The 14,478-nt window shown below is 70.5% G+C and carries 12 protein-coding genes; 2 read left to right on the top strand and 10 right to left on the bottom strand.

Translation table 11 applies throughout. The features are described from left to right. Positions 1-20 precede the first annotated feature (20 nt). On the bottom strand, positions 21-725 hold the full coding sequence (locus tag ACFXKZ_RS28200; RefSeq protein ID WP_380003827.1) for an alpha/beta fold hydrolase: 705 nt from the start codon (positions 723-725) through the stop codon (positions 21-23). A 112-nt stretch (positions 726-837) separates the two neighbouring features. Between ACFXKZ_RS28200 and ACFXKZ_RS28205 the strand changes: the two genes are divergently transcribed. Continuing rightward, a complete protein-coding gene (locus ACFXKZ_RS28205; protein ID WP_380003828.1) occupies positions 838-1,653 on the top strand; it encodes an AraC family transcriptional regulator in 816 nt (271 codons plus the stop codon). A gap of 215 nt (positions 1,654-1,868) precedes the next feature. On the opposite strand, the gene ACFXKZ_RS28210 is transcribed toward ACFXKZ_RS28205, so the two are convergent. The 9 genes from ACFXKZ_RS28210 to dnaK form a co-directional block, all read right to left on the bottom strand. Further along, the gene (locus ACFXKZ_RS28210; RefSeq protein ID WP_380003829.1) at positions 1,869-2,987 is read right to left on the bottom strand and encodes a hypothetical protein; all 1,119 of its coding nucleotides are present in this window, start codon (positions 2,985-2,987) and stop codon (positions 1,869-1,871) included. A 161-nt stretch (positions 2,988-3,148) separates the two neighbouring features. Then, positions 3,149-4,903 (bottom strand): FAD-dependent oxidoreductase, encoded by a 1,755-nt coding sequence (locus tag ACFXKZ_RS28215; RefSeq protein ID WP_380003830.1) that lies wholly within the window; start codon positions 4,901-4,903, stop codon positions 3,149-3,151. Positions 4,904-4,959: 56 nt separating this feature from the next. Continuing rightward, positions 4,960-5,166, bottom strand: coding sequence for a UBP-type zinc finger domain-containing protein (locus ACFXKZ_RS28220; RefSeq protein ID WP_380003831.1), 207 nt, complete (start codon positions 5,164-5,166; stop codon positions 4,960-4,962). A gap of 38 nt (positions 5,167-5,204) precedes the next feature. Continuing rightward, positions 5,205-5,663 (bottom strand): thioredoxin, encoded by a 459-nt coding sequence (gene trxA / locus ACFXKZ_RS28225; protein WP_380003833.1) that lies wholly within the window; start codon positions 5,661-5,663, stop codon positions 5,205-5,207. After that, entirely contained in the window at positions 5,660-8,299 is a 2,640-nt protein-coding gene (gene clpB / locus ACFXKZ_RS28230) for an ATP-dependent chaperone ClpB (protein ID WP_380003834.1), read from the bottom strand. Before clpB ends, trxA begins: the two co-directional genes overlap by 4 nt. Further along, entirely contained in the window at positions 8,290-8,697 is a 408-nt protein-coding gene (locus ACFXKZ_RS28235) for a chaperone modulator CbpM (protein WP_380003835.1), read from the bottom strand. The genes clpB and ACFXKZ_RS28235 overlap by 10 nt, the downstream gene beginning before the upstream one ends. Next, positions 8,694-9,647 carry a DnaJ C-terminal domain-containing protein gene (locus ACFXKZ_RS28240; RefSeq protein WP_380003836.1) on the bottom strand — a complete coding sequence of 318 codons (954 nt, stop codon included), beginning with the start codon at positions 9,645-9,647 and terminating at the stop codon, positions 8,694-8,696. Before ACFXKZ_RS28240 ends, ACFXKZ_RS28235 begins: the two co-directional genes overlap by 4 nt. Before the next feature lie 6 nt (positions 9,648-9,653). Next, the gene (locus ACFXKZ_RS28245) at positions 9,654-10,250 is read right to left on the bottom strand and encodes a nucleotide exchange factor GrpE (RefSeq protein ID WP_380003837.1); all 597 of its coding nucleotides are present in this window, start codon (positions 10,248-10,250) and stop codon (positions 9,654-9,656) included. Positions 10,251-10,258: 8 nt separating this feature from the next. Beyond that, a complete protein-coding gene (gene dnaK, locus ACFXKZ_RS28250) occupies positions 10,259-12,157 on the bottom strand; it encodes a molecular chaperone DnaK (protein WP_380003839.1) in 1,899 nt (632 codons plus the stop codon). Between the two features lie 369 nt (positions 12,158-12,526). Here dnaK and ACFXKZ_RS28255 point away from each other — a divergent pair, with 369 nt between their 5' ends. Further along, entirely contained in the window at positions 12,527-14,308 is a 1,782-nt protein-coding gene (locus ACFXKZ_RS28255; RefSeq protein ID WP_380003840.1) for a PucR family transcriptional regulator, read from the top strand. Positions 14,309-14,478 lie beyond the last annotated feature (170 nt).

The following is a 14,478-nucleotide window of genomic DNA, read 5'->3' on the forward strand; positions in this document are numbered from 1 at the left end:
CGGCTTGTTCCCGAGCGCGGTCAGGAAGCGGGTATCCGGGCTGTCGTGGTTTGGCTGTGTGGGGTCGTCAGGAGTTCGGCGACGGCTTTCGGGGCCTCGCGCATGGCGTTGTGGGCTGTCGGGAGGTCGTGGACCTGCCAGGCCGGGTCGGCTTGTAGGCGGGTGCGGAGGTGGGCGAAGGGGGTGCCGTCTTCCCAGCCGGAGCAGTAGACGAACTCGCGGCGGGGGACCAGGTCGACGGCGCCGGTGAGGTGGATCGCCTGGGTGAACGAGGCGAGGGGGTGGGGCCGGCGGCGGGGGTCGCCGCCGGTGGGTGGGAGTACGGCGTAGCCGTTGGTCGCGGCGCCGGCCAGGAACTTTTGTCGGTAGCCGTCGCTCGTCGACGACCAGCACGATTCGCCGTCGCGCGGGACGTAGGCGTCGAGGTGTACGAGGCGTGCGACCCGGCCGCCGGCGCGGTCGGCGGCGGCCGAGATCACCATGCCGCCGTAGCTGTGGCCGACCAGTGTCGCGTCGGTGAGGTGAGCACGATCGAGGAGGCGCAATACGTCGTCGGCGTGCGTGTCGAGGTTGGCGGTCGCCACCGTCGCGGCGTCGTCGTCGGGCCGCAGGCCGGTCAGCGTGAGGGCGTGGACGGTGTGCCCGGCACGCTCCAGGAGCGTTGTCACCGGGTCGTACGACCACGCGCCGTGCCAACCGCCGGGTACGAGGACGAATGTCGCCATGAGCTTGCCTTTCTTCGACCGCGACGGCATCGCCGGGTGGGCCGTCTGCGGCTCGGGACCACTCCAGATCACCACGTCGGGCCCTGGCCGACCACCGATAAACTGCCGCATCATGCCCGATCGCCGCCAACCGCGTGGAAGCGCCGAAGTGACGTCGGAGGTGTGGCCGTCCGGTGGGCGCCACCTCTGGCCGTCCGGCGGAGCGAGCGCGCCGCAGTCGCATTCGCGCGGGCACCTGGTGTACGCGGCCACCGGCGTCCTGACGGTGCACACCGACCGGGGCACCTCGATCGTTCCGGCCGACCGGATCGCCTGGACGCCCGCCGGATACCCGCACCGGCACCGCGCGCACGGCGACACCGACATGCGCATCGTCTTCCTCGCCCCGTCCCTGGCCCGGCGCATCCCGGACCGGCCCGCCGTGTTCCTGGCCTCCGGCCTCGCGCGCGAGGTCCTGCTCGCGCTGACCGCGCCCCGCGACGACGACGGCTCCGCGGCAGCGGCGTACGGCCGCGGCGCCCGTTCCCGCCTGCTTCGTGTGCTCGTCGACGAACTCCGGGAGACGCGCGAGCAGCCACTGCACCTGCCGGAGCCCCGGGACGACCGCTTGCGATCCCTCGCGCGGATCCTGTCCGAGACCCCGGCGGACAACTCCACACTGGCCGAACTCGGACATGCGGTCGGCGCCGGCTCGCGCACGCTCAGCCGCCTGCTGCGCGACGAACTCGGCATGACCTTCCACGAGTTGCGCACCCAACTGCGCATCCATCACGCACTCGTACTCCTCGCCGCCGGCCACGACACCACCCGAACCGCCCACGCGTGCGGATGGGCCAACCCCAGCGGCTTCATCACCGCCTTCACCCACATCATCGGCACCACCCCGGGCCGCTACCGCACCGGCGACACGGGCCGACACGATCGGTGAAGGGGCGCGGTTCGATCCGGCGGGCGCCTTTCCGAGTGGGTCGGGTCGCGCGCATCGGCTTCGGTGAACCGGTGCCGGACGTGGACCGCTCACACACGCACAAGCCCGCCACTGAGGCGGCCCCTCTGGGATGGTCGGGCCAGTGGCACCGGCCGTTCTCGTCGACGGTCACGCTTCGCCGGAGTCACGGCAGTTCGTGTCGATATCGGCTCACTTCACGCCTGGTCGTCTTGGAGCGTTTGACGTCGTTCCTGTTCACGTTTGGAGTAGGCGGCGGCCCGGATCGCCTCGTCGCTCTCCAAACCCGATCCCAGCGCGCCGCCCACGGTGGCGACCGATGCGACGAACCAGGACAACGTCCAGTACTCCGCGGCGTGCAGTGGGGTTTGTGTCATGGAAGCGAATACCCGGCCGTTGAGGATGAACAGCGCCCACAGCAAGTTGATGACAAGCAGACCCACATAGCAGACCAGCACCCCGATACCCACAGTCACGACCGTGGAGGCGTTGTAGAGCCGCGCCCTCTGCTTCGCCTCCGGCGCGGCCTCTGCTGTTCGATGCCACAGTTCCCCGTCCACGATCAGCCAGCCGATCATGAGCCCGACGGACCCGACCATGGCGAACACGAGGCGTGGCGCGCTCAGGGCCGCAGCAAGGCTCCAGATGTTGGAGTCCAGGGTGGCGATGGCCCCCGTGGCGAGTGCTGCCGCCAGGGCTTTCGACAGGCCCGTCACCAACCGCCACGGCCGGTTGGCGCGAACCATGCCGAAGAGCACCCTCAGGTAACCGCGTGGGCCGCTGACGACGTACCGAAGATCGACGGTCTCCCCCTCATCGACCGGGCCCGGGTGGATGGAAGCGAAACGACGGGCAAAGGGCCCCCGCAGCGGCTCAATCCGCGGAGGTGTTTCCGCCCCGGTGGCCCGCGGACCCGCCAGGCCGAGAACCGCTGCTTCCACGGCCCGCCGCGCCATCGTCTGCAGCCGCAAGCCCCCCAGCGAAGGAAGAGACAGCAGTGCCAAGCCGTGTTCGTGACTCAGATTCACCACGAGCTTGCGCCCGTGCGAGTGCAGCGGAAGGTCGGTGAGGGCCACGACGATGTCCCAGTTCTCCGTGCTGCCGCGATCCATGATCCGGTGCATCAAGGTGGACGGGTCCTCGGTCCCCGCAGTGAAGGGTTCACTGACCACCTCGACGTCGAACCGATGTCCCGGACCGGACTCGTCGGCGAGCCGATCAGGAAGGGTCTGGGCCAAGCGCCGGGCGATCTCCGTTGGTACGTCCGGATCCGCCAACAGACCCACCACCGTTACGCCCTGAGATGACACCCGCATGACTGGACCCTCCTCGTCGGCTGCCCGGCGATCCCACCCATACGGGCAGTACGGCCGGATCTCCGCGTCTTTCCGGCACAGGGCCCGCTTCACCTCCGGGCGATCTCCGTTCATCACGATCCGCACGCCCTGCACGTCCCCCGCCGCCGTCGAGGAGGGCGTCACCGCTGGGACACGTGCCGGACCGCCGTCGGCGGATGCTCCTCGGGACCGGCGGCGCGGACCAGGTTGCCGGTCTGCTGCCGGTGCTCGTGCACGAGGTGGATCGCCATGGCGCCCTCGCCGGTCGCCGAGGCCACCCGTTTGACCGAGCCGCTCCTGACGTCGCCGGCGGCAAAGACCCCGGGAAGGGTTGTCTCGAGGGGCAATGGACCACGGCCGAGCGGGGCCCACAGGGTCGTGTCGGCTACCGCCCGGGCATCAGCGCCGGTGAGGACGAAGCCCTTCTCGTCCAGGGCAGGCACGCCATTGAGCCATTCCGTGCGTGGGCGGGCCCCGATGAAGACGAACAGCGCCGCGGCCCGCAGCTCCCGGCGTTCACTGCTCGCGTTGTTCTCCACGATCAGGGACTCCAGTTCGTCTTCCCCGGTGATGCCCCGAACTTCGGTGCGAAGCAGCACCTCGATCTTCGGGTGGCGTTCGACACGGTCCACGAGGTAGCGCGACATGGAGGCGTCGAGGTCGCCGGCCCGGACGAGGAGGTGGACCCGGGAGGCGTGGTCCGCGAGAAACAGCGCCGCCTGGCCGGCGGAGTTCCCGCCGCCGACCACGGCGACCGGATCCGCCCGGCAGAGACTCGCCTCGTGGATCGTCGCGGCGTGGTGGACGCTGACGCCCTCCAGACGGTCGATGCCGGGTACGTCCAGCCTGCGATAGGACACTCCCGAGGCGAGTACGACCGCGTCCGCCCGAACCCGGGACCCGTCCGTGAAGGTGACCGTGTACCCGTCGTCCTGCGGGATGAGCTCGCTGACCTGGGCCGGCACCGTGAGGCGGGCGCCGAACTTGTGGGCCTGGAGCACCGCGCGTTCGATGAGCTCGCCGCCGGAGATGCCTGAGGGGAAGCCGAGGTAGTTCTCGATGCGAGACGAGGTGGCGGCCTGGCCTCCGGCGGCCACGGCGTCGACGGCGACCATGGTGAGGCCGTCGGAGGCGCCGTACACGGCGGCGGCGAGTCCCGCGGGCCCGGCACCGATCACCATCACGTCGCATCGCTCGGCCTCCGGCGAGGGGGCGGGCAGTCCGATGAGCCGGGCGAGTTCGGCGTTGGTCGGATTGCGCAGCACCCGCTCGTCCTTCCAGAGGACCACCGGTGTCTCCTCGGGGCGGATGGCGAACCGGCGCAGCAGTGCCTCCGCCTCCTTGTCCTTCTCCAGGTCCACCCAGCGGTGGGGCAGCCGGTTGCGTGCGGCGAACTCGCGCAGCCGTACCGTGTCCGGCGAATAGCACGACCCCAGGATCCGGAAGCCCGCGCCCAGCCCGATGAGCAGATACCTCCGGCACAGGTAGGCGCGGAGGATCAGGTCGCCGAGGACGGGGTCGCCGCCGACCAGGGTGCGCTGCCGCTCCACCGGTACGGCCAGGATCTCGCCCGCCTCGCGCACCACGGCGGTGTCGAACGCCGCCTGGCCTTCCAGCAGCCCGAGTTCACCCAGGAATCTGCCGGGTCCGTGCACCGCCACCGTGCGCTCGTCGGGCCCGCCCAGATCGTGGAGGATCTCGACGGTCCCGTCGAGGATCGCCAGGAACTCTCGGAATGGCTCGCCCTCGCGATACAGCACCTCGCCCTCGGCCGTTTGCCGGCGTTCACCTTCCGCGGCCAAGTCCCGGAGCTGCTCCGGTGTCAGGCGCGGGAACGCCCCGTATCGGTCCGGTGTCTCGCGGACCGCGCCGGTGTCCTGCTCGTCGGTGCCCATCAGATCAGGGCCTCGTGGACATAGCACCAGCGCCAGTCCTCTCCCGGCTGGAACGACTACACGATGGGGTGGCCGACGCCGGCCGCGTGCCGCCTGGCGTGCTTGAGGGGCGAGGAGTCACAACAGCCGACGTGCCCGCACGTGAGGCAGAGCCGTAGGTGCACCCACGGGGAGTGCTCCTTGAGGCACTCTTCACAGCCCTGCGGGGTACGCGGTGTCACCGGGCGCACCATCGCCAGGTGTGGGTCGGGGATTGTGGTCATGAGGGGCTCCTTCCGTGTTGGGCTCCGGTCGAGCAAGTTCACTCTCCTGCGGTGGTTTGCCGGCCGGCTATCGCCTGCTCGACCCACGAGCGCAGGACGTGCGCGGGTGCCGCGCCGGCCTGCCGGGCGACCGTCCCACCTTGGTCCAGGACGAGCAGGGTCGGCACCGCCTGCACCTCGAAGCGGAGGCTGACCCGTGGGTTCTTGTCGACGTCGACCTTGACGAGCTTGATCCGTCCGGCGAGGTCCCGGGCGACCTGTTCGAGGGCAGGGCTGACCATGCGGCAGGGGCCGCACCACGTGGCCCAGAGGTCGACGAGGACGGGCTGGGTGGCGTTGTCGGCGATCTCGGCGAAGTCGTCGTCGCCCGCGTCGACGATCCAGGGCAAAAACCGCTTGCAGTGGCCGCATTTGGGACGTCCCCGGGCAGCCACCGGAATTCGGTTGTCGCGCCCGCAGTTGGGGCAGGTCACCGTCGTCGTCCGGTGGGTGTTCATGTCGCTCTCTCCGCCCGGGCCTCCTCCTGTTGGTCGTAGGTCACCATCAGCTCTCCGTGCTCGGCGTCGACGCGGACCGCCGCGCCGTCCTGGACGTCTCCGCGCAGCAGGGCGCGCCCGACCAGCGTCTCGACCTCGTGGGAGATATACCGCCGCAGCGGCCGGGCCCCATACACCGGGTCGTAGCCTTGGTGGGCGATCAATTCGCGGGCGCTGTCGGTGAGCTCGATGGTGATGCGGCGTTCGGCGAGCCGCCGCCGCAGCTCGTCGAACTGCAGTTCCACGATGCGCTCGATTTGCTGCTCGCCGAGCGGCTTGAACAGCACGATGTCGTCGACGCGGTTGAGGAACTCCGGGCGGAAATGCCCGCGCAGCTCGCCCATCACCAGGGCGCGCGCGTCCGGCTTGATCTCGCCCTCGGCGGTGGCGCCGTCGAGGAGATGCTCGGAGCCGATGTTGGACGTCATGATGATCACGGTGTTGCGAAAGTCGACGGTGCGGCCCTGGGCATCGGTGATGCGGCCGTCGTCGAGGACCTGCAACAGGGTGTTGAAGACATCGGTGTGCGCCTTCTCGATCTCGTCGAACAGCACGACCGAGTACGGCTTGCGGCGCACGGCCTCGGTGAGCTGGCCGCCCTCCTCGTAGCCGACGTATCCGGGAGGCGCCCCCATCAGCCGGCTGACGGTGTGCCGTTCCTGGTACTCGCTCATGTCGAGGCGGACCATGTTCTCCTCGGAGTCGAACAGGGCGCCGGCGAGGGTCTTGGCCAGCTCGGTCTTCCCGACGCCGGTGGGGCCGAGGAAGACGAACGACCCGATGGGCCGACGCGGATCGCGAATGCCGGAGCGGGCGCGGATGACGGCGTCGGCGACGAGCTTGACCGCCTCGTCCTGGCCGATGACGCGCTCGCGCAGGATCTCGTCCAGACGCAGCAGCTTCTCGCGTTCGCCCTCCTGGAGTCGGGTGACGGGGATGCCGGTCCAGGCGGCGACGATCTCGGCGATCTCCTCCTCGGTGACGACCTCGCGCAGCAGCCGGTTCCGGCCCTGCTTGGCAGCCAGTTGTTCCTCCTCCGCGGAGAGCCGGCGCTCCAGATCCTGGAGACGGCCGTAGCGCAGTTCGGCGGCGCGGTTGAGGTCGTAGGCGCGTTCGGCCTCCTCCGCCTCGTGGCGGACCTGCTCCAGTTCCTGGCGCAGTTCCTGCACGCGGCGGATCGCCTGCCGCTCGGCCTCCCACTGGGCGTGTTTGGCGTCGGCCTCGCCGCGCAGATCGGCAAGTTCCCTGCGCAACTCCTCCAGGCGGGCCTCGCTGGCGGGATCGGTCTCCTTGGACAGGGCCGCCTCCTCGATCTCCAGCCGGGTGACGCGGCGGGTGATCTCGTCGAGTTCGGCGGGCATCGAGTCGATCTCGGTGCGCAGCCGGGCACACGCCTCGTCGACAAGGTCGATCGCCTTGTCGGGCAGGAACCGGTCGGTGATGTAGCGCCGGCTGAGCGTGGCCGCGGAGACCAGCGCGGTGTCCTGGATCTTCACGCCGTGGAAGACCTCCAGGCGTTCGCGTAGTCCGCGCAGGATGGAGATGGTGTCCTCCACGCTCGGCTCGTCGACCAGGATCTGCTGGAACCGGCGTTCGAGGGCGGCGTCCTTCTCGATGTGCTTGCGGTACTCGTCGAGGGTGGTCGCGCCGATCATGTGCAGTTCGCCGCGCGCGAGCATCGGCTTGAGCATGTTGCCCGCGTCCATGGCCCCTTCGGCGGCGCCCGCTCCCACGACGGTGTGCAGTTCGTCGACGAAGAGCAGGATGCGTCCCTGGGCGGCCTTCACCTCGGACAGCACCGCCTTGAGGCGTTCCTCGAACTCGCCGCGGTACTTGGCGCCGGCGACCAGGGAGCCCATGTCGAGAGCGAACACGATCTTGTCGCGGAGTCCTTCGGGCACGTCGCCGCGGACGATGCGTTGGGCGAGTCCCTCGACGACGGCGGTCTTGCCGACACCGGGGTCGCCGATGAGGACGGGGTTGTTCTTGGATTTGCGGCTGAGGATCTGGGTGACACGGCGGATCTCGGCGTCCCGGCCGATGACCGGGTCGAGCCTGCCGCCCGTGGCCTCGGCGACGAGATCGCGGCCGTACTTCTCCAGTGCCTCGTAGGCCACTTCCGGGTTGGCGGAGGTGACGCGCTGGTTGCCGCGCACCTGGGTGAGCGCGCCGAGGAACGAGTCCGTGGTGATGCCGGCCCGTCCGAGCAGGCGCCCGGCGGTGGTCGAGGAGCCCTCCTGGGCCAGGGCGAGCAGGAGGTGCTCCACGGAGACGTATTCGTCCTTGAGGCGTTTGGCTTCCTGTTCGGCGGCATCGAGCAGGCGGGCGAGGCGTTGGGTGACGAAGACCTGGCCGGGCGTTGCGCCGGGGCCGGTGACCTTCGGGCGGCGGGAGAGTTCCTCGCGTACGGCCGCGCGCAGCTCTTCCGGCTCGGCGCCGGCCTGTTGCAGCAACCGCGGGATCAGACCGTCCTCTTGGTCGAGGAGTGCGAGCAGCAGGTGTTCCCCGTCGACCTCGGTCTGCCCCATGCGGACGGCCGCGGTCTGGGCTTCCTGGAGGGCTTCCTGGGACTTCTGGGTGAGGCGGTTCATGTCCATGGGGGTGGTTCACTCCTCGTGCCGTGCCCGCGCAGGGCGGCTTCGAGCAGGCTGATGCGGTCGAGCAGGTCGAGCACCAAGCCGATGGATGCGTAGTTGAGGCAGAGTCCGGAACGCAGCCGCTGGATGCGGGCGAGGACCGCCGGGGCTTCGGGGGCGAACACCAGGTGCCCTGCGGCGTCGCGTTCGGCGTCCACCAAGCCGAGGGCGACGAACCGGCGAACCAACCCGGGGTGGAGGCCCGAACGACGGGCCACGGTGTGCAGGGAGAGTCTGGGGACGGGCACGAGTGCGTACCGGACACTCATCGACGCGGTGGCATGGGAATTCGTTCGTATCGAACGGTCGCCGACGTCCGCCGGGCCGGCACCTGCCGTTCCCGCAGGTTGGTCGTTCATGGTGTCCTCCTGGGGTCGAACGAGGAGGTGGCGGCGAGTTCCTCGAACAGTTCGCGCTCCCGGTCGCCGAGGGTGGGCGGCACCATGACACGGAGTTCGGCGTACAGATCGCCGTTCGCGCCGCGCGGGTTCGGCATGCCCTCGCCGCGCAGCCGTAGCCGCCGGCCACTGGACGAGCCCGCGGGCACCGTGACCTTGGCCGTGCCGCCACCGGGAGTGGGCACCGGCACGGTCGCGCCCAGGGCCGCTTCCCAGGGGGCGACCGGGACTTGGACGTGCACGTCGCGGCCGTCCGGCCGGAACCGGGGATGGGGCCGGATACGCACCCGCAGGTACAGGTCGCCCGCGGGGGCGTCGCCACCGCCCCGGCCGCCCTCGCCCGTCAGCCGGATGCGCTGCCCGTCGGTGACGCCCGGCGGCACGACGACCTCGTACCGCCGCGGCTGCCCGGTGGGACCGGCGAGCGTGACATTGCGCCGACCGCCCCTGTACGCCTCCTCGACGGTGAGGGGCAGTTCGGCCTCCTGATCGGCTCCCGGCACACCGGAGGGGGCGGCGCCTGCCCCGAAGATCGAACCGAGCAGATCCTCGATGTCGACACCCTCCCCGGCGAAGTCGTCACCGAAGCCGGTGGCGTACCGGACGCGGCGGCCATCGGCGCCCGCGGTCCTGCGAGCGCGGAAGCCGCCGCCCGCGCCGGCCGCGACTCGTTCGTCGAAGTCCTCGGGGATCTTGCGGAAGTCCTCGCCGAAGCGGTCGTAGCGCGCCCGGGTCTTGGGATCCGACAGGACGCTGTATGCCTCGTTGAGATCCTTGAAGCGTTCTTCCGCCCCCGGATCCTTGTTGACGTCGGGGTGGTGCTTGCGGGCGAGCTTGCGATACGCCTGCTGGATCTCGTCCTGGCTCGCCGTCCGGGACACGCCCAGCACTTCGTAGAAGTCCTGTGCCATGACCGCTCACTCCCGTTTCGCGACGATCACGGACGCGGGCCTGAGCTGCCGTTCGCCGTCCCCGTAGCCCGGGCGAAGCACTTCGACGACCGTGCCCGGCACGGCGTCGGGGGCCTGGACGACGCCGACCACTTCGTGCCGGGCCGGGTCGAAGGCGACGCCCGTCTCCGCCCGCCGCGGGTAGCCGAGCAGTTCGAGGACGTTCACCGCCTGATCGCGTACGGCGCGGACGCCCTCCACGACCGCGCCCGGTTCGGCGTCGGCGTGGGTCAGGGCGAGTTCGAGGTTGTCCAGGACGGGTAGAAAGGCGGTCGCTGTACGGGACCGCTCGGCCGCCCGTTCCCGCTCCAGTTCCCTGGCGTGGCGTTTGCGGAGGTTGGCGAGGTCGGCGAGTGCGCGACGCCGGTGGTCCTCCAGTTCCTGTATCGGGTCCTCGGGGGGCGCGGGTGCGGGGTCGGTGGCGTCGGGGCCGGGTTCGTCGTTCGCCGCTTCCGGGGAGTCGGATTGCGGCAACTCCCCGCGAGGAGAGCGCACGGCGCCGTCCGGGACCGGTTCGACCGGATCCGACGCGGCCCGGTCCGGTTCCTGGGAGTGGCTGCGCATGGCGCACCTCACTCCTTGTCGAACTCGGCGTCGACGACATCGTCGCCGCCACCGTCGCTCGTGGGACCGCTCGGGGCGGCATCCGGGTCGGACCCGCCGCCGGCCGCCCCGGCTGCCTGATGGGCCGCCAGCCCGGCGAGCGCCTGCTGGAGTTCGGAGGTCAGGGGCCGCACCCGCTCCACGCCCGCCTCTTCCTTGACCGCCGCCCGCGCGTCGGACACGAGCATCTCGGCGCGTGCCTTCTCGTGCGCGGGCGCCGCGTCGCCCAGTTCGGCGAGGCGCTTTTCGACCTGGTAAGCCACGGCGTCGAGTTCGTTGCGGGCGTCCACGGCCTCGCGGAGTGCCTGGTCCTGGCCCTGGTTGCGCTCGGCCTCCTGGACCATACGTTCGACCTCGCCGCGGTCCAGGTTGGAACTCTCGGTGATGGTGATGCCCTGTTCCTTGCCGGTGTCCCGGTCGCGGGCCGTGACGTTGAGAATGCCGTTGGCGTCGATGTCGAAGGTGACCTCGACCTGCGGTTCGCCCCGCGGCGCCGGCCGGATGTCGGTGAGCTGGAACCGGCCGAGCACCCGGTTGTCGGCGGCCCGCTCGCGCTCGCCCTGAAGGACGACCACATCGACGGCCGGCTGGTTGTCCTCGGCGGTGGAGAACGTCTCGGTACGGCGCACCGGGATCGTGGTGTTCCGCTCGACGATCTTCGTCATCACTCCGCCGCGCGTCTCCACGCCCAGCGACAACGGTGTGACGTCGAGCAGCAGGACGTCCTTGACGTCGCCCTTGAGCACCCCGGCCTGGATCGCGGCGCCCAGGGCCACGACCTCGTCGGGGTTGACGCTCATGTTGGGTTCCTTGCCCCCGGTCAGCCGACGGACCAGGGCCTGGACCGCCGGGATACGCGTGGAGCCGCCCACGAGGATGACCTCGTCGATGTCGCTGTCACCGACCTTGGCGTCGGCCATCGCCTGCTGGACCGGGCCCAGGCAGCGCTCCACCAGGTCGCCGGTGATCTGCTCGAACGTGGACCGCATGACCGAGTCGGTGAGGTGCTTGGGGCCCGAAGCGTCCGCGGTGACGAACGGCAGGCTGACCTGCGTCTGCGTCACCGAACTGAGCTCCGTCTTGGCCTTCTCCGCCGCCTCGAACAGCCGTTGCAGCGCCTGCGGATCCTTGCGCAGGTCGATGCCGTTCGCCTTCTGGAAGTCGTCCGCGAGGTAATCCACCAGACGCCGGTCGAAGTCGTCGCCGCCCAGGTGGCTGTCGCCGGCGGTGGAGCGCACCTCCACCACGCCGTCGCCGACGTCGAGGATGCTTACGTCGAAGGTGCCGCCGCCCAGGTCGAAGACGAGGACGGTCTCGTGCTGCTTCTTGTCCATGCCGTAGGCGAGGGCGGCGGCCGTCGGCTCGTTGATGATCCGCAGCACCTCCAGCCCCGCGATTCGCCCGGCGTCCTTGGTCGCGGTGCGCTGAGCGTCGTTGAAGTAGGCGGGCACCGTGATGACCGCCTCCGTGACCCGTTCCCCCAGTTGCTTGGAGGCGTCGTCGGCGAGTTTGCGCAGCACCTGAGCGCTGATCTCCTCAGGCGCGTACAACTTGTCGCGCACCTTGAAGCGCGCCGCCCCGCCGTCGCCCTCGACGACGTCGTACGCCACCGCCTTGGCCTCGTCGGAGATCTCGTCGAAGTGCCTGCCGATGAACCGCTTGGCCGAGTAGATGGTGCCCTTGGGGTTGAGGATCGCCTGCCGTCGGGCCAGTTGGCCCACCAGCCGCTCGCCGGTGTCGGTGAAGGCCACCACGGACGGCGTCGTGCGGTTGCCCTCGCTGTTGGGTACGACGGACGGCTCGCCGCCCTCCCATACGGCGATCACCGAGTTGGTGGTGCCCAGGTCGATGCCCACTGCCTTGGCCATGAGGAACTTCTCCCTTCCGGCGCGGCGATCCGCGCCGGCTCTCCGGGTCGGGTTCGTCCGGGTACGGATGAAACCTCCGCCGGGCGGTCCGCATCGCGCTGCGGCCACGCCGGCGACCGCTCCGCAGGGCGTGTGCCGACACGCCCGACGGCCGGCCGTCCTGCGGGTGCGCCCGGTGGATTGCGAACGCTTCCCAGGGTCGCGAGCCGAGTGGCGCCACGCCTGCCCCTGGCGAGCCGGAAATGCACAGGCCCGGTCGTCCCACGAGGATGAGAGGGGGCATCCGAACGTCTCGGACACCCGGGTCGGGGAGCGGGTGTCCGGAACACCCCCAGCCCTCTCGAAGCTCGGGAAGAACGGAGTGATCCCATGGGTGGCAGCCGAGTGCACACCCTGTATCGCCGCCACTCCGACCGAGAGGGCGGCCTTCCCCGGGGCGGCGGTGGGCCACACGCCACGGCCACCCGGCGAGGGCGCCGCCCACCTGCCCCCACCTCGACCAACCGTGCCCTCCACGAGCTGACCGCGCTCTCCCGCGCCCAGTTCGACGCCCGGGATGGAGGCGAGATCCTGCGCCTGGCCATGGACCACACGGCCGCCGCAGGGCCATACAGCGCCGAAGCCGGATACCTGAGAGTGAACGGCGACCTGGTCCCCAGTCCGAGGACCGCGCAGATCCATACCTCGGCCGTCGATCGAACAGTGCGGGAGCTGGCCGGGCGAGACGGCCCTGTGACCGTACCCGGGAGGTCCTGGAGCCGGGCCCTGGGGCTTCGCGGGCCCGAGGGTCTCCACGGCTACCTCGTGGTGACGTCCCACTGCCGGCCCAGCGAGGCCGAGCGATCCCTGCTGGCCACGCTCGTCCGGCACACCGCCGCCGCCCTGTCGGTCGCCTACGCCCACCGCCGCCGACGCGAGGACGCGGTGGAACTGCACCGGCTCGAGGAGGAACGCACAGCCCTCCAGCAGCAGCTGGTCTCTGTCGTCGCCGAGCTGGGGTACCAGCGGGCCATCCACGCGCTCATGACCGACGTGGCCGCCTCGGGCGGCGGCGAGGAGGCCGTCACCCGCGCACTGCACGGACTCACCGGACTCCCCGCGCTGGTCGAGGACCGCTTCGGTCGGCTGAGGGCGTGGACCGGCCCCGACCGCCCCGACCCCTATCCGGAACCGGACCGCGTGCGCCGGGACGAGATGCTGCACGCCGTCGCCCGGGAGATCGGACCCGTGCGGATAGAGGACCGGCTGATCACTCTGGTCCGCCCGCACGGCGAGATCCTGGCCGTACTGGCTCTGGTCGATACAGAGAGCGAGGCCGACGAACACACCGTGCTCGCGCTGGAAAACGCCGCCACGTCACTGGCCTGGGAGCTGGCGCACCTGCGCAACCTGGCCGAAGTGGAGCTGAGGCTGCGCCGGGAGCTGGTCGACGACCTCCTGGCAGGGACAGACGAGGAGAGCGCCTACGCCCGGTCCGAGGCCGTGGGACACGACCTACACCGCAGCCACTACGTCGTCGTGGCGCAGTGGTCGGACCAAGCTGCGGACGATTCCTTCGCGCAGACCGTGGAGCGGGCGGCCTCCGCCGTGGGCATGCGATCGCTGCTGACCCGGCGCTCCGACCACGTGGTTCTGATCGCCGACGACAGGCCCCACGCCCGTGCGCTGTACACGGCTCTCGCCCGGGAGATCGGGTCACTGTCCGGGGCGATCGGTGTAAGCGGCCCGTGCGACTGTCCGGACGACATCCCCCACCGCTACCAGGAGGCGCGGCGCGCCCTGGAGGTGCGCCGCGCCTCCCGCGAACGCTACGGCACGACGTTCTTCGACCAACTGGGCCTGTACCGGATCCTGGGACCCGGCAACGATCGCCGGGAGCTGGAGATGTTCGTGCGCGAGTGGCTCGGGCAGCTCATCGACTACGACTCCCGGCACCACACGGCCATGGTGGAAACCCTGTCGTGGTACTTCGACTGCGGCGGCAACTACGACGAGACCGCCGAGTCCCTGATGATCCACCGCAGTACGCTCCGTTACCGCCTTCAGCGCATCCGTGACATCAGCGGCAACGACCTCGCGAACGTCGAGGACCGGCTCAACCTCCAGGTGGCCACCCGAGTGTGGAAGATCGTGTTGAACGGACGCGGCTGACACCCCGCCGAAACCGCGGTGGCGGCGGGGAGGAGTCCGCCCTGCACGACAGCGCCACCGCCCGCGCCCTCGCGGCGCTCCTCACCCGGGCCGACGCGCACCGCGAATACGCGGCCGGCTCCCGGCACCGATACGACAATTGCCGAGCCGCCGCCGGGGCTCCGGCCCGA

It is taken from the genome of Embleya sp. NPDC059237 (assembly GCF_042754105.1).
Classification (GTDB): domain Bacteria; phylum Actinomycetota; class Actinomycetes; order Streptomycetales; family Streptomycetaceae; genus Embleya.